At 69.4% G+C, this 15,073-nt stretch carries 11 protein-coding genes and 2 pseudogenes; 2 read left to right on the top strand and 11 right to left on the bottom strand.

Annotated elements, in window-relative coordinates; genetic code table 11:
• Positions 1-671: 671 nt before the first annotated feature.
• Complete coding sequence (locus BEN78_05595; protein ASR44938.1) at positions 672-1,253, bottom strand: hypothetical protein; 582 nt, start codon at positions 1,251-1,253, stop codon at positions 672-674.
• Positions 1,254-1,406: 153 nt separating this feature from the next.
• Between BEN78_05595 and BEN78_05590 the strand changes: the two genes are divergently transcribed.
• Positions 1,407-4,286: a hypothetical protein gene (locus BEN78_05590; GenBank protein ID ASR42932.1), complete on the top strand. Its 2,880-nt coding sequence runs from the start codon at positions 1,407-1,409 to the stop codon at positions 4,284-4,286.
• Here the strand turns inward: BEN78_05590 and BEN78_05585 are convergent.
• The 4 genes from BEN78_05585 to BEN78_05570 all read right to left on the bottom strand — a co-directional run bounded on the left by BEN78_05585 (position 4,283) and on the right by BEN78_05570 (position 9,131).
• Positions 4,283-6,982 (bottom strand): glycerol-3-phosphate 1-O-acyltransferase, encoded by a 2,700-nt coding sequence (locus tag BEN78_05585; GenBank protein ID ASR44937.1) that lies wholly within the window; start codon positions 6,980-6,982, stop codon positions 4,283-4,285. The genes BEN78_05590 and BEN78_05585 overlap by 4 nt on opposite strands.
• 110 nt (positions 6,983-7,092) lie before the next feature.
• Positions 7,093-7,998, bottom strand: a complete 906-nt coding sequence (locus BEN78_05580; GenBank protein ASR42931.1) for a hypothetical protein — start codon at positions 7,996-7,998, stop codon at positions 7,093-7,095.
• 83 nt (positions 7,999-8,081) lie between these two features.
• Complete coding sequence (locus BEN78_05575; protein ID ASR42930.1) at positions 8,082-8,759, bottom strand: hypothetical protein; 678 nt, start codon at positions 8,757-8,759, stop codon at positions 8,082-8,084.
• A gap of 54 nt (positions 8,760-8,813) precedes the next feature.
• Positions 8,814-9,131: a hypothetical protein gene (locus BEN78_05570; GenBank protein ID ASR42929.1), complete on the bottom strand. Its 318-nt coding sequence runs from the start codon at positions 9,129-9,131 to the stop codon at positions 8,814-8,816.
• 241 nt (positions 9,132-9,372) lie between these two features.
• Here BEN78_05570 and BEN78_05565 point away from each other — a divergent pair, with 241 nt between their 5' ends.
• Positions 9,373-10,578 carry a hypothetical protein gene (locus BEN78_05565; GenBank protein ASR42928.1) on the top strand — a complete coding sequence of 402 codons (1,206 nt, stop codon included), beginning with the start codon at positions 9,373-9,375 and terminating at the stop codon, positions 10,576-10,578.
• 824 nt (positions 10,579-11,402) lie between these two features.
• Here BEN78_05565 and BEN78_05560 read toward each other — a convergent pair.
• From BEN78_05560 to BEN78_05535, 6 genes and pseudogenes are all read right to left on the bottom strand, one after another.
• Positions 11,403-12,188, bottom strand: coding sequence for an EscT/YscT/HrcT family type III secretion system export apparatus protein (locus tag BEN78_05560; protein ASR42927.1), 786 nt, complete (start codon positions 12,186-12,188; stop codon positions 11,403-11,405).
• On the bottom strand, positions 12,188-12,454 hold the full coding sequence (locus BEN78_05555; protein ASR42926.1) for an EscS/YscS/HrcS family type III secretion system export apparatus protein: 267 nt from the start codon (positions 12,452-12,454) through the stop codon (positions 12,188-12,190). The genes BEN78_05560 and BEN78_05555 overlap by 1 nt, the downstream gene beginning before the upstream one ends.
• A pseudogene (ssaR, locus tag BEN78_05550) lies at positions 12,454-12,852 on the bottom strand (EscR/YscR/HrcR family type III secretion system export apparatus protein). The gene BEN78_05555 and the pseudogene ssaR (BEN78_05550) overlap by 1 nt, the downstream one beginning before the upstream one ends.
• A gap of 354 nt (positions 12,853-13,206) precedes the next feature.
• Positions 13,207-13,434: pseudogene (gene ssaR, locus BEN78_05545) on the bottom strand (EscR/YscR/HrcR family type III secretion system export apparatus protein).
• A 3-nt stretch (positions 13,435-13,437) separates the two neighbouring features.
• Positions 13,438-14,481, bottom strand: a complete 1,044-nt coding sequence (locus BEN78_05540; protein ASR42925.1) for a hypothetical protein — start codon at positions 14,479-14,481, stop codon at positions 13,438-13,440.
• Complete coding sequence (locus tag BEN78_05535) at positions 14,474-15,073, bottom strand: hypothetical protein (protein ID ASR42924.1); 600 nt, start codon at positions 15,071-15,073, stop codon at positions 14,474-14,476. The genes BEN78_05540 and BEN78_05535 overlap by 8 nt, the downstream gene beginning before the upstream one ends.

Raw genomic sequence — 15,073 nt, 5'->3', positions numbered from 1 at the left:
GCCAGACAATGGATCAACGTGGCGCGCGCCACCGGGTGTCCGGGGCATGCGGCCAAGCGTGCCAGGAGTCGCTGTTCGGCGAGCGTGAGATCGATGCTATGGCCGCCGGGCGAGACGAGGTGCCAGCCATGCCCGTCGAGCCGCCAGGTGCCGCCTTCGCTGCTGTCCGCTGGCGGGGCGATGCCGGTGGTGTCGGGCGTGCCGGGGCATCGGCGTCGGTGGGCGCGGCACGCGGTGCCCGGGTATCGGGCGGATCGCGCGGCGTCGCGTCCGGCGAGGCCGCGTCAGCGGGGAACAGGTGCCGGATCGTCAGCACAGCACCGTCGTCGAGATGCAGACGCAGTCCGTCGCCGACGCGCTCGAAGCGTCCGGCCGCGTCGGGGCCGATCCGGCCGGCAACGATGCGCCATGTGTGCGCGCAGTCACCGGGTGCGAGCGGCCCGAGCGTGCTTGGAGGGTGCTCTAGGTGATGGGTGGACATACCTGCCTGTTTCGGAAATCGGACGTTCGGTTGCGGGATGCAGAAATCGACGGGCCGCGCGTGGGCGCGCTGCCATCGCGATGCACCGGGCGCACGACCCGGGATGGGGCGTGCACGCCGTCCCCTGTTCAACACCTCGTAGAAAGCCGCCGCGACAGGACATGCTGTCGACGACAGCCGGACTGCGGACCTAGGCGGGATCGCGTGTCGGCTGGACAGGGGCCGCGTCCGGAGCACCCAGCTGTGCCTGCAGGAAGGCGCGGGCCTTGCGCCAGTCCCGTCGGATGGTGCGCACGGTGACTCCGAGCAGCGATGCGATGGCTGCCTCGTCGAGCCCACCGAAGTAGCGCAGCTCGACGACGCGCGCCAAGCGCGGGTCGAGCGTCTCGAGCGATTGCAGGGCGCAGTGGACGCTCAGGAGCTGATCGAGCGCCAGCGAACCGCAGGCTGCATCGTGCTCGCTGGCGGGTGTGGCGACCAGCACGTCCCGCCCCCGCTTGCCGGCAGTGGTCCGTCGCGCCTGGTCGACCAGTACGAACCGCATCGCCCGAGCGAGCAGCGCAACAAGGTGACCGCGTGAGGCAGCCGGGACATCGGCGCGTGCGAGCTTGATCCAGGTCTCGCTGATCAGTGAGGTCGGTGAGTGGGTGGCGATCGCCAGCCGACGGATCTCCGACCTGGCGATGCGGTGCAAATCGTCGTAGAGGAGGCGATAGATCGCGTCCCACGCGGCCGCGTCCCCGTCGCTGGCCTCGGCCAACAGGCGGGCGATCGCCGGGTCGAGCGCGTCGCCATCGCGCTTCCCGATCGCGTCGTGCTGCACCGGGGCGGGGGGGGCTGTCGCGTCCATGGGCCGGGTTCGTCTCCAGTCCTGACGATCGATCGCGGTCGATGCATGCTAGTTCATCCCCGCCGACCCGGGACAGTGAGGAGCTCCGCCATCGATACACCGCCGTCTTCAGAGCCCGCGATCCAGCGACGCGCGTTCGATCTGTTCGACGCCTATGTGCGACTGCCGCGCTGGTGGCGGGCCAGGAAACTGGCCCGGCTGGCCGAATCCGATCCCGCGCTGCACGGGGCGCTGTCGGCACTGCTCGATGCCGATCGTCGGGGCGACGTGATCGCGGATGCGCCGTTCCCCGCGATTGCGGGGCTGCTGGAAGCGCAGGCTGAAGAACCTGAGGCCGATCCGCGTATCGGTGCTCGGATCGGCGCGTGGGAGATCATCGGGGTACTGGGGCGGGGCGGGATGGGCACGGTCTATCGGGCCCGGCGCTGCGATGCGCAACTGCGGCAGATCGTGGCGCTGAAGTGCATCCGCGACGACCTCGTCTCTCTGCGCCTGGTCGAGGCCTTTCTCGCCGAACGCAATATGCTGGCCGACCTGACCCATCCTGACATCGTGCCGTTGCTCGACGGCGGCGTGGACGACGCCGGGCGCCCCTGGTACGCCATGCCGTTGGTCGACGGGCTTGCGATCGACCAATGGTGCGATGCGAATGCACTGTCGATTCGTGCGCGCGTCGCGCTGTTCGTCGAGGCTTGCGGCCAGGTCGCCTATGCTCATCAGCGCGGTCTCGTGCACCAGGACATCAAGCCGTCCAACCTGCTGGTGACGTCCCAGGGCCGTCCGCGACTGCTGGATTTCGGGCTGTCGATGCTGCTGTCTTCCGATGTGCTCACAACGTCGCAGCGGTTGGCGATGACCAGCGGCTACACCGCGCCTGAAGCGCTGGCGAGCGGATCGCAGGATGTGCGCGTGGACGTCTACGCGCTGGGTGTGCTGCTGTGCCGGCTGCTGTGCGGTGACGGCCCTTGCGTTGGGCCGCTGGCATCGGGGCCGCCGCGGGCGCCGTCATCTTGGGTGGCCAAGCTCGATGCGTCCGCCATCCGCGCGCGTGCCGCGTCGTCGGCGGCGGGCCTGGCGCGGCAGCTGCGCGGGCCGCTCGACGCCATCGTGCTGCGCGCTGTCGCAACGGCTCCCGACCAGCGCTTTGCGAGCGTCGACGCGCTGACCGACGCGCTCACGGCCTGGCTGGGTCGCACGGGCCCAGCGTCGGTGTCGCGCATGAAACGCGTGCTGATGCCTGCGGGCGCGGTCCTGGCGATGGCGGTCGTTGGCCTGCTCGGCGGGCACCTGTGGCGCGGAAGCCGAGAGGCCGCGGTCGCCAGCCAGGCCGACCGCTTCTTCGAATCGATGCTGGGCATGGCCGCGGTGTCCGAGTTGGGCGATCTGCCGCCGACCCGGTCGGCACTGCTGGTCTCGCTCGAGCAGGGGTTGCGCCGGCAGGCCGTGGGCGACGATGCGGACGGCATGGGGGCGCGGGGACTGTCGGTGCTTGCACGCGGTTGGGCCGTCGCCGGGGACTACCGGCGGGCCGAGGCGTTGGCGCGCGAGGCGGCACAGATGATCGGCCCGCGGGATCCTCTGGCCGCCGCCTTCAATCTGGCGACGCTGGCGCAGATCCAGAATCTTCAGGCCCAGCATGCCGACGCCGAGGTGACGGTCCGCGCAGGCCTGGCGCGCCTGCCGGTCCGGCTGACCGATCAGCACCGGCTCGCCCACCTGCGGCTGCTCGCGCAGCGCGCGGTGGCCGAGTCGGGACAGGGTCGCTCGCAGGCCGCGTTCGCGACGCTCGATCAGGCGATCGGCGAAGCGGGGCGCCTGCCGCCGGCGGTGGCCGACAACATCACTGCGCAGTTGCTGACCCAGCGCGGAATCTGGCTGCGTTGGCGCATGCGGATGCAGGAATCGGAGGCCGACCTGCTGCGTGCGATCGCACTGACCGACGACACGGCCCCTATCCTGGCCGATGACGCCCGCGAATCCTTGATCCGCACCGTGCGCGCGTCGCGCCAGCCTGGGCGCGAGCAACGCGCGCTGGCGCTAGCGAACCAACTGATCGAGCGGCGGCGCGCGACCCTGGGCGAGCGCCATCCGCAGACCGGAATGGCCTTGGCCGAACTCGCCTTCATCCAGATCCTCAACGCCGATCTGGCCGGCGCAAGCGAGACCGCGGACCAGGCCGAGCGCATTCTGGCCGAGGCGCTGGGGGCGGACCATCCCGCTGTCGCGCGCGCGTACATGGCCCAAGGGCATCTGGCCGCCTATGCGCGCGACATGCCCCGCGCGTTCGAGCGGACCGGACGCGCGCTGCGTATCTACCAGCGGCACTATGGGCCGGATCAGGAGTTCACGCTCGAGGCGCGCTTCCTGATGGCCAGCCACCTTTGGGCGCGGGCCGGTGACGGCGCCGACGATCCCGACCTGATCCGGGCGCGCGATACGCTCGGGGCTGCGATCGCAAGCAGTGTCGCGGCGCACGGCGATGTCTCGGCGCATCACCGTGGTGGCTATGCGATGCTGCTCGCCACCACCGGTCGCAAGGCCGAGGCGGCGCGTCAGCTGGTCCTGGGCAAGCGCGACGCCGCGCGCCAGTTCGGGCCCGACAGCCAGGACGCGATGATGGTCCGCTTGGCCGAATGCGGATTTCTGGTGCGCTATGGCGAGAACGATACGGACACGCTCGCGGCATTGACCGGCCTGGAACGCGATGCGGCCGCAACCGGCACGATGTTCGCCGATGGCGTGTTGCACAGCGTGCTGGCAATGCAGGCACGTTGGCTGCTGGAGCGGCAGCGCCCCAACGAGGCGCTGGATGCTGCGCAGCGCGGCCGCGCGATCGCGATCAAGTTGGACAAGCCGGGGTTGATCGCCGATAGCGATGCGATGATCGACACCGTACGGGCCGCACACCGCAGCGACGCCGCGCCCGTCGACCGGACCGCGGCGCGGTCGCCTTAATCGGCTGCGGCGGCCGGCGGTGCCGGTTCGGCGCGCACTGCTTCGGGGCTGACTTTCTCGATCGAATGCCGCAGCTCGCGGCCCAGGATCACCTTCGCGTCCTTGGCCAGTGCGGTCAGACGCTCGTCGAACACCAGCTTGCTGTTGCCGTCGAGCCGGACGAGGCCCAGTTCGCGCAGCTTCTGGATGAAGCCGCGGAACAGCGATTTGTCGAAGAACTCCGGTGCGGCCGGCGCGTAGAGCAGCGACAGGCGCTGCGCGGCCAACTGGCACAGGCCCTCGAGTTCGCCGGCGCCCAGCGTGCCCGGACCGTTCTTGGCCAGCACCGAGATCGCGATGTAGTAGCGCTCGAATGCCTGCTGCAGCGGGTGGCTGAGCGCACGCAGCCGGAACACTTCGTCGCTCTGTCCGGCGTTGCGGGCGTAGACCGGATCGCCGTCATGGTCGTCGGCGAGCGGTTCGAGCAGTCCCTCGCGCACGAAGGTGGCCAAGGTGCGTTCGATCCGGTCGGCGAAGACGTCCTCGGTCCAAGGCAGGAACAGCTCGGCCTGCAGGAACGGATACATCGTACGACCCAGCCGCAGCAGCGTGTGCCGGCTCATGCGGCGGTTGTGCAGAAAGCAGCAGGCGATCCACGCCGAGGCGGTGTACAGGTGCAGCACGTTGTTGCGGAAGTAGGTCAGCAGCACCGCCTGCTCGTCGTCGCCGACCCGCAGCACATCGCCCAGCGGGTGGGCGACGCGTTCGAGCACGCCGATCTCCTCGCCGTGGGCGACGATCTCCGCCGGGGTGTGCGGCGTCAGCGTGACCCGATCCGAATACGGCACGTCGTCGAGCAACTGCTTGGACAGCGCGATCTGCGCCAGCAGGTCGGCTTCGCCCATCGCATGCTTGGGTGTGGACAGCAGTGCGAGCGAGAGCAGGTTGATCGGATTGACGTCGGCTGCGCGGTTGATGTTGACGTGGATGCGCTGGGCCAGCACGTCGATCGTGCTCGCAAGCCACGCCGGCTTGGCGTCCTCGGGCACGGCGCGGCCGTCCCAGTCGGGCGCCAGTTCGGCGAGCACCGCATTGAGGTGGATCGGCTCGCCGAAGTTCACCACCACCTGGCCGTAGTTGCTGCGCAGCACCTGCGGAATGCCCCACAGCAAGCGCCAGATCGATTCCTTCTTCTTGGCCTTGCCCGACAGCTCGTCGAGGTAGCTGCTGCCCTCCATCAGCTTTTCGTAGCCGATGTACACCGGCTGGAACAGCACCGGCTTGCGCGGCTCGCGCAGATAGGCGCGCAGGGTCATCGCCAGCGCGCCGCCCTTGGGCGGCAGCAGCCGGCCGGTGCGCGAGCGACCGCCCTCGATGAAGTACTCGATCGAATAGCCGCCGCCGACCAGCTGCGCCATGTATTCGGAGAACACCGCCGAATACAGCGCATTGCCGCGGAAGCTGCGCCGGGCGAAGAACGCGCCGCCCTTGCGCAGCAGTGTGCCGATCACCGGCAGGTTGAGATTGACGCCGGCGAAGATGTGCGGCGGCACGATGCCGCGGCCGTAGAGCAGGTACGACAGCAGCAGGTAGTCCATGTGGCTGCGGTGGCTGGGCACGTAGACGATCTCGTGCCCGGGCGCGGCTTCCTTGAAGCGGTCCAGGTGGTGGACCAGCACGCCGCGGAAGATCCGGTTCCACACCGTAGTCAGCAGGAAGCTGGCCGAACGCACCAGCGGGTGCGAGTAGTCGGCGGCGATCTCGTAGGCGTAGGCGTGCGCCTTCTTCCAGGCATCCTCCGGCCGGCTGTTGTCGCGTCGCGCCTGGTCGGCGATCGCGTCCTTGACCGACGGCGCGGCGAGCACCTTGTCGACCAGCAGCCGGCGGGTCGACAGATCGGGGCCGATGATGGCCTCGCGCATGCGGTTGAAGTGCGTGCGCAGCACGCGCGAGAGCTTGCGCACCGTGCGTTCGGCGCCCAGGTCCTCGTCGAGCAGCGGCCGCACTGCGACCGGCTCGGCGAAGCGCACCAGCGTGTCGCGGCCGTTGAGCAGGATCGACAGCAAGCGGCGGAAACGGCCGACGATCGTCCAGTTCTCCGAGAACAGCACCGAGAACCAGCCGTTGGCCTTGTCGGGCGAGCGACCGACGAAGATCGAGACTGGCACCACCTGCACGTCGAGCGTGGGATCGAGCCGGTGCGCTTCGAGCAGGCGCGAGAGCGATTCGGAATGCGTCGATTTCGATGGCGGCTTGCCGGCCGCCAGCGCCAGCGCACTACCGGCATTGCGCCGCGACAGCGCGACGTAGGCGCGCTTGCGCCCCAGCGGATCGCCGGGCAGCGGCTGCAGCGGCGACGGCAGGCCGGCGTCGCGGCAGGCGCGCTCGAGAATCAGCGCGTTCGACAGGCCGTAGTCCTCGAGCACGTAACAGACCGGGCGGTGGTCGACCAGCGTCTCCGGGGCCTGGGGTTCGACCTTCAGCCCGATCCAGGGGCGCAGGAGCCGGTCGAGCAGGCCGGCCCACCATGGCCTGCGTGCGGCGCGGCGGGGCGTGGCCGCTGGGCGCGGCACGAGAGGCGTACGCGTGTCGGTGGCAGGGGGCGCATCGGCGGCCTGCGCCGGGCTCGCAGCGTCCGCCTGGGGGGCCTCGTGCGCGGCGCGAGCGCCTGCGTCGGCCGGTGCTGCGGCGGGTTCCGGCGCCGCGGCGGTGGGCACCGAGGTGGCGTCATCGCCGTCGCGCCGGGGGCGCGCGTCGTCGGGAAAGGGGAAGGTCGGTTGGTCGGGCATCGGCGGCATTATGCCCAAGCGGCTCCGCGCGGCGGGCGTCAGGGGCCCGGCGGGGGCGCGGCCGCGGTGCGGGCGTGGCGCAGGAAGTCGGACACGTACCAGCGCCCGGCCACGCGCTCGACGCCGATCTCGGCATCGATCGAACGGCCATCGAGCAGGTAGCGCAGCCGCACGCGCGCCTGGTCGCCGGTCTGCGAGGCCAGCGTTGGCGTGACGCTGTCGAAGCTCGCATCCAGATCCAGGCCGTAGGCGCGCAACTGCTGCTTGGCGACCTCGAACACGGGCGACAGGCGGCGCAGCCCGGCCGCCATCCCGGCCCGGCCGAGGGCAGCGTCGCCGTCGAGGGCGCTGCGCCGGACCGCCGCAGTCAATGCCTCGACGGTCTGCTGGGCGAGGGCGCGGTCGGCCAACGGCGCGCGGGCCGCCCACTCGCCGGTGGCCGCCACCAGTTGGGTGTAGTGCTGGCGCTCGTCGTCGCTGAACCCCGGCGACTGGGTCAGATACTGGGTCGCGAACACGGCCAGGGCCCGCGCCGTCGAGCGCAGCTCGCCGTCGGCACCGGCGAACTGCCGATCGAAGGTCGCCAGCAGCGCGCGTTCGGCGTCCGCCGCGTGCAGCGCGGCCAGTGCCGCAGGAATCTGCCCCGACAGCGGCAGTTCCGACAGCGGCCATCGAGTGCGGTCCTCGCGCCAAGCGTGCTCGAGCGCCGGCGCCAGATCGGCCGGCAGCGCATCGCGCGCAAACGCGGCCAGATCCCCGCCGCGTAGGTGTGCGGTCAGGACCGTGACCGCCTCGACCGGGGTCGCGCCGCCGGTCGGCGTCGGTGCGGTCTCGGGCGCCGGCCGGTCGCAGCCGCCCAGCCATAGCAGCAGCGGCAACAACGCCGTGCAGGCACGATGCGGGCGCCGGCGGAGCCGGCGGCGGGTCGGCGCGTGCGCGTGCATCCGGCGATTCTCCTCGGCCCCCTCAGACCGACCATCCTGCAATGGCCGGGTCGCTCACGACAAGTGAGCCGCCCGGGCCGCGCTCACAGATCGTGCGTGACCCAGCCGCGCGGGGTGTCGGCGGCCGCGGCATCGAGCGCGGCCTGGGCGATCTCGTCGGGCGTGCGCCCGGCACGCCAGGCCGCGGCGATCGCGGCCAACCGCTCGCGCGTGGCGCGGGTGTAGGCGCCTTCCAGCTCGTTCTGGGCATCGGCGGCGAGTTTCTGCGGATACAGCGTGCGGGCATCCTCGCTGCGGTTGAGCAGCGCGATCATCCGCGCCAGGCTCTTGCGGAAGGTCTGCGCCGACAATGCGGTGCGCTGGGTCCGCTGCAGATGCCAGACCGTCAGGTACTCCACCGGCCCGAGCAGACGGCGCGGCGTGCCGCCGAAGAACTGGCCGGAGAACGCGCTGGCCGCGACCGGGCCGCTGGCGTCGGGCAGGCGGGTCGCACCCCACGAACTCAGCGCGCCGCCGGGCAGGTCCATGCGACGCAGCGCGGTGCCGAAGGTATCGGCGACCAGGCGCTGCGCGTAGGCGTCATCGCTCTCGGCGACCACCTGCAGCAGACGCAGGAATAACGGATAGCGGTCCTCGCCCAGGCGTCGCGCCAGTCGCTTGAGGACGGTCAATCGGTACTCGGGATCGGAATGCGCAGCCAGCGCCGACACCAGGCGGTCGGCGGCGGCACGCAGGGATTGCGCGGAGGGCACGGCGTTCATCGAAGGACAGCCAACAAGGACGACGGCACTCTAGCGCGTCGTGCGTGCGTCGCCCTAGGCGAGTGCGTCGAGGATCGCGTCGGTGCCGTGATCGGCGGCAGCGGCCAGGTCCAGGCCGGCGAGTCGGCCTTCGAACGCGCGGTCGCCGGCGAACAGCCGCGATCCGGCCGGGACATCGTCCCATGCGACCGCATTGAGCATGTCCTCGCCCGGATCGGCCTGCGGACCGCGGGCGGCCAGCGCACCGTCGGCCTCGCCCAGACCGACGAGCCCGCTGCCATCGGGCTGGCGCAGGTCGTCGAATGCGACCTGGCTGCCCAGCCGTTCTAGGCTGGCGGCGGTGAAGCCGGTGTTGGAGGAGATACCGCTCATGCTGTGTCCGCTGGGGTCCGTGGAGGCCGCTCGTGGCGACGATGGCGCGACTGTAACGCCGGTGCCACATGCGGGCTATCTCGGGCTGGCCCTAGGGGGGCGCGCCCTCGCCGGCGGCTGGCCCTCTCAACATGAATGCACGATGGCCGGCACCCGGCGTCCTTGTGCTCCACGCACTGCGCGATGCCTGCGCGCTGCGTGCTAGCCTCCAGATCCCCGTGATGCGCCGGTGCAGGCCCGCATGGCAGAGCAGAACGAAGGCGCCGACAAGACCGAACAGCCTACCAGCAAGAAGCTCAAGGACGCCCGCAAGGAAGGCAATGTCAGCAAAAGCCGGGAACTGACCAGCACCGTGCTGGTGATGGGCTGGCTAGTCGGCGGCTGGCTGTTGATGGGCTTCATGTTCCGTCGCGTGCGCGGGCTGTTCGAGCAAGCGCTCGAGGTCTTGAATCAGCCCTTCGACATCGCGCTGCGCACCGTCGTGCCGTTGGCTGCGCAGGTGTTCCTGTCGATGACCCTGCCGCTGCTGTTGATGGCCGTGCTGCTGGGGCTGCTGGTGGAGTTCCTGCAGGTCGGGCCGGTGGCCTCGATGAAGAAGGTCACGCCCGATCTGTCGAAGATGAACCCGGTCAGCGGCATCAAGAAGATGTTCTCGATGGACAATCTCATCGAGCTGATCAAGTCGATATTCAAGAGCGTGGCGCTGATCGCCATCGGCGGTTTCGTGCTCTGGGGCATGATCCCCAGCCTGCTGAACCTGCCGTTCGCTCAACCCGCCGCGATCGGCAGCGCGATCTGGCATGCGCTCAAGTGGATCGGCATCTGGACGATCTTCGTGTTCTTCTTCGTCTCCGCGGTCGATGCCTCGTACCAGAAGTTCTCCTACATCAAGAAGCTGCGCATGAGCCGGCGCGACATCAAGCAGGAGGTCAAGGAGAACGAGGGCGACCCTTACGTCAAGCAGCGGCGCAAGCAGTTGCACCAGGAGTGGTCGCAGCAGAACATGCTCAATGCCGTCCGCGGATCGAGCGTTGTCGTGACCAATCCCACCCACATCGCCGTCGCCCTGCAGTACGAGCAGGGCACCGACGACCTGCCGCTGGTCGTGGCCAAGGGCGAGGGGCACATGGCCGAGGAGATCCGGCGCGTGGCCGAGGAATCGGGTGTGCCGATCCTGCAGAACGTGCCCTTGGCACGTGGCCTCAATGCGCGCGTGGAGATCGACGACTACATCGGCAACGAATTCTTCGAGGCCGTCGCCCAGGTGCTGTACTGGGCCGAGGGCATGCGCGCGGGCGAATCGCGCCCTGAGCCACCCGAGTTCGTGCCGCCCGAGGACATGCGCGAGGAGATCGGCCTGGCGGCCGAGCCTGCGCCCGCGCCACCGCTGGCCGACGACCCGTCGATCCTTCAGCGGTTCGAGGATCCGCGCGATCCGATGCGCTGACGGGATCTGATTTCGAGCGTTGTGGCGTGCGCGCGGCGTGACTGCTGCAAAATTGCGGATCGGATAGGGATATCGTGTCTGGCGGGGTTCGGAGTGGCGCGAAAGGGCTACGCTCGTTGCCGTTGCCGTTGCCGTTGCCGTTGCTTTGCGCATTTGATGTTCGAGCCGTAAAGCGAGCCGAGCATCGCAGGGCGGCGGGGCCGAAGAGCAGCCCATGTCTGAGCGCAGCGAGTTTGGGCTGCGTGCCCCGTCGTCCGAGAAGCGCAGGGGCCTGCCGCGGCTTCATGCGGCAGATCGCGTCCGGCGACGGCGGTTTTGCTTACTTTTGACAAGACAAAAGTAAGCCGCGCGAACAGCGCGGAAGCTCTGTTCTTCGCATTCGATTCTGTTGCCGAGGGAAAGCGAACAACGCAAGTGCACGGCTTTCGCCCGCTACGCGTGCAAGTTCCTTTTTGAAGGACCAAAAAGGAACCAAAAAGTCCCTTCGCCGGACGCGATCCGATGCGATGAAGCCGCATCGGTCCCCTGCGCTCCTCGTCTGACGCGGCACGCAGCCCAAACTCGCTGCGCTCAGACATGGGCTGCTCTTCGGCCACGTCAGGCTCCGGTGCTCGGCTCGCTTTACGGCTCGAACGTCAAAGGCTGGAAGCCACAGCCACAGCTGAAGCCAATCGTCGCGGCCTCAGCCAATCCCAGAGCTCCCAAAAGACCCAACGAAAGAATCAACACACGCGCAAATCAATGCGGCTTCAAGCGCTCGCGCGGAACGGCGGCGGAGACACAGCCGACGCCTACGTGGCGCGATGCGCCATGAAGGCGAACGGCTAGCCGCCGAACGCGCTCTTCAAGGCGTTCACCAGTCCGCTGTTGTCGACCAGCCGGCGCATCACGATCTCGACGAACACGCCGAGCATCAGCAGGATGATCGCCGTCGCCAGCCACGCCTTGATCGGCATCGTCAGCGCGAACACGTTGAGCTGCGGCGCGTAGCGGTTGACCAGGCCGAACGACAGGTCGATGACCAGCAGGATCACCATCGCCGGGGCTGCGAGCAGCAGCATCGCTGTCATCAGATAACTGAACTGCCCGACGAACAAGGCCATGCCGCTGAGCCGGATGTCGGGGAAGAAACTCATGACCGGCCACACCGTGTAGCTGGTCATCAGCAGGTCGAGGAACACCAGGAATGCGCCGCTGGCCATGAACAGCCACGACGAGAGCTGCGACAGGAACTCGCCATGCAGCGAGGTCTGGTGGCCCTGGATCGGATCGAAGATCTGCGCCATCGACATGCCCACCTGGGTGTCGATGATCACGCCGGCCGAGCTGATCGCCCAGAACACGATGCCGTAGCAGAACCCGATCGAGATGCCGATGAAGGTTTCTTTGAGCACGATCGCCGACCAGTGCGCGGTGCCAGCGGCCTCGATCGGCGGCGTCCCAGCCAGCGCGATCGGGATCGCCACGATCGCCAGGCTGACCATGAAGCTGTTGCGCACCATCGCCGGCACCGTTTCGGTGGTCAGCAGCGGCAGCATCAAAAACGCCCCGGCCACGCGCGGCAGCGTCAGCGCGAGCGCCAGCAGCGGGTTCTGCGCGAAGTCGAACATCAGCGCCGGACGAGGCCGGGGAAGTCGAGGAAGATGCGGTCGGCGAACACATACAGCGTGCCGCCGATCAGCGATCCGGTCACAAACAGCATGATGACCACTGTCAGGAACTTCAGCGCGTAGGGAAACGTCTGCTCCTGCAACTGCGTGGCCGCCTGCAGGAATGCGACCACCAGGCCGATCAGCGCCGCAGCCGCGACCGGCGGCCCGGACAGCAGCAGCACCAGCCACAGCGCTTCCTTGGTGAACTCCAGGACGTCGCCCATCAGGTCGTTCCGTAAGTGAGCACGAGGCCGTGCACCAGCTTGGCCCAGCCATCGATCAGCACGAACAGCAGCAGCTTGAACGGCAGCGACACCGTCGTGGGCGAGAGCATCATCATGCCCAGGGCGAGCAGGATGTTGGCCACGACCAGGTCGATGATCAAGAACGGCAGGAAGATCAGAAAGCCGATCTGGAACGCAGCGGTGAGTTCGCTGACGGTGAAGGCGGGGACCACGACGATGAAGTCGTCGGGCGTCAGGTCGCCGCGACGCTCGGCCGGCAGCATGCGCTGCACGCTGCGCAGGAAGAACGCACGTTCGGCATCGCTGGAGTGCTGGATCAGGAACGTGCGCAGCGGCTCCTTGCCGGCGTCGATCATCGTCAGCAGCCGGTTGGTGTCGAATGCGCCGCTCGCCGCCGGGGCCGCGCTCGGCGCGGCCGGCTGGGTGATCTCTTCGGCCAGCGCCGGCAATGCCGGCTCGCGCGCTTCGGGCGGGTCGTTGCTCGAGCCGCCACGCACCGCGCTGAACATCGGATCGGGCGCCGGGCCGCGGGCCTGCGCTTCGGCGGCCAGGCCATCGGCCGCCGCCGGGCTGGTCGCAGTCGCTTCGGCCTGCGGCGCGGCGGTCGGGGCGGCGGGCCGGACTTCGATCGCGCGGCCCTCGCGCACGGCCTGCTGCTGGGCGCGCGCATCGATCTGCCGCTGCACCGACGCCGGCGGCGGACGCCCTTCGAGCCGTGCCTCGACGGCGGCGTTGACGTCGAGGATCACCGGGTACATCACGTAGATCGACAGCACGATCGCCAGGCCGTTGATGACCACGTTGGGCGGCACCTGCTGCAACCCGAGCGCGTTACGCAACAGGCTCAGCACCACCACGATCTTGGTGAAAGAGGTCACCATCACCGCCACGAACGGCGCCAGCGCCAGGCTGACCACCGTCACCAGGACGAGGGCAGGCGAGAACGTGCTGAAGTCCATGCCTCAGCTCCAGGACAGCAGGCGCACGCCGAGCGTGTCGCCGACCGCGACCAGTTCACCCTGGCCGGCGACACGGCCGTTGGCGCGGATCGTCACGTTCGCCCCTTCCAGATGTGCAGGTAGGGCGAACACATAGCCCGGCTGCAGGCCGGCGACATCGCCCAGCCGCAGCTCGACCTTGCCCAGCTCGAACGCCACCTCCACCGGCAGGCGGCTGGCCGGGTCCTCGACGGGCGCGGGCGCCTCGGCGGCGGGGGTGTCGGGGGCGTCGGTGTCGCTCATCGGGGCACTCTCCTGGAATCGGGGTTGGGGGCTCGGGGGGCCGTCGATCCGCCAGCCCTCGGCGCCGGGCCGGATCGGCCAGCGCAGGCCGACGGCCTCGGCGTGCAGCGTCGGCTGGCGGGTCGAACCGACGATCACCACATCACCGGGGCGCAGGTCGCGCAGATCGGCGGCGGTCAGCGGCGGGCCGGCCAACGCCAGCGACACGGCCGCCGGCAACTGGCGCCAGTGGCCGGTATCGGCGGCTGCGGCATCGGTCGCCGCGTCGCGGCCGAGCGCGGCGGTCAGCCAGTCGACGCTCGCGCGCAGGCTGCCGGTCAGCGACGCGCCATCGTCGGCACGCAGTTCGAAGTCGACCCAGACCACATCGAGCGCCGGTGCCGGCGGCGGGTCGGGCAGCGGCAGCAGCGAGGTGCCCAGCGCCTCGCTCAGCCGCACCAGCGCGGCCTCGTGCGCCAGGCTCCAGGCGAGCACGCGCGCCCGTCCCTGGTGGTCCTGCCAGCGCAGCGCATCCTCATCGGCCACCGCCGGTGCTGCGCTCAGGCGCAGGCCCACCCGGCTGCCATCGGCATCGAGCTCGAACACGCCCGCCGGATCGCCGGGGCGGCCTTCGCGCAGGACCAGCGTGCCGGCGGCCGACGGCCACTGCCGGCGCCGACGATGCAGCGCGCGCAGCGCCTGCGCCTGGGCGGCGGTCAGGTGGGGAATGCGCTCGCGCAGCGGAGTCGCAGTGCGAGGCGGCGTCGATACGCCCGAGTCAGCCATGTCCAAGCGCCACCTTCATCAGTTCGGGCAACGAGCGTACGCCCAGTTTGCTCATCATGTTCGCGCGATGCAGTTCGACGGTCTTGATGCTGATACCCAGAATGTCGGCGATGATCTTGTTGGGCTTGCTGGCCACGACCAGGTCGAGCACCTGGCGCTCGCGCGGGCTCAGTTTCGCCAGCGCCTCGCCCTGGGGCGCGCCCGCCTGTCGGCGCTCGCGGCGCAGTGCATGGCCGATCGCCTCGACCAGTGCCTCGTCGCTGAAGGGCTTTTCCAGGAAATTCGACGCGCCCTTGCGCATCGCCTCGACCGCCAGCGGCACGTCACCGTGCGCGGTCACGAAGATCAACGGCAGCGAGGAGCCGCGGCGCAGCAGTTCGTCCTGCAACTGCAGCCCGCTCATCTCGGGCATGCGGATGTCCGAGACCAGGCACTCGTCGCCGCCGTGGCGGGTGCTGTCGAATACGGTCAAGAACGCGGCGGCGGATGCGAACGCCCGCACCTCGAAGTTCGCCGTCTCCAGCAGCCAGGCCGTGGAGTCGCGGAAGCCATCGTTGTCGTCGACCAGATAGACGCAAGGCGTGCCGGGCAT

The organism is Xanthomonas citri pv. mangiferaeindicae, from assembly GCA_002240395.1.
Lineage (GTDB): Bacteria > Pseudomonadota > Gammaproteobacteria > Xanthomonadales > Xanthomonadaceae > Luteimonas > Luteimonas citri_A.
This window is presented reverse-complemented; position numbering and strand designations above follow the sequence as displayed.

What these genes read in the sequence shown, in the direction of transcription:
- BEN78_05580 (ASR42931.1), bottom strand. Translation starts at nt 7,998, where the DNA reads ATGCACGCGCACGCGCCGACCCGCCGCCGGCTCCGCCGGCGCCCGCAT.
- BEN78_05575 (ASR42930.1), bottom strand. Translation starts at nt 8,759, where the DNA reads ATGAACGCCGTGCCCTCCGCGCAATCCCTGCGTGCCGCCGCCGACCGC.
- BEN78_05570 (ASR42929.1), bottom strand. Translation starts at nt 9,131, where the DNA reads ATGAGCGGTATCTCCTCCAACACCGGCTTCACCGCCGCCAGCCTAGAA.
- BEN78_05565 (ASR42928.1), top strand. Translation starts at nt 9,373, where the DNA reads ATGGCAGAGCAGAACGAAGGCGCCGACAAGACCGAACAGCCTACCAGC.
- BEN78_05560 (ASR42927.1), bottom strand. Translation starts at nt 12,188, where the DNA reads ATGTTCGACTTCGCGCAGAACCCGCTGCTGGCGCTCGCGCTGACGCTG.
- BEN78_05555 (ASR42926.1), bottom strand. Translation starts at nt 12,454, where the DNA reads ATGGGCGACGTCCTGGAGTTCACCAAGGAAGCGCTGTGGCTGGTGCTG.
- BEN78_05540 (ASR42925.1), bottom strand. Translation starts at nt 14,481, where the DNA reads ATGGCTGACTCGGGCGTATCGACGCCGCCTCGCACTGCGACTCCGCTG.
- BEN78_05535 (ASR42924.1), bottom strand. Translation starts at nt 15,073, where the DNA reads ATGCCCGGCACGCCTTGCGTCTATCTGGTCGACGACAACGATGGCTTC.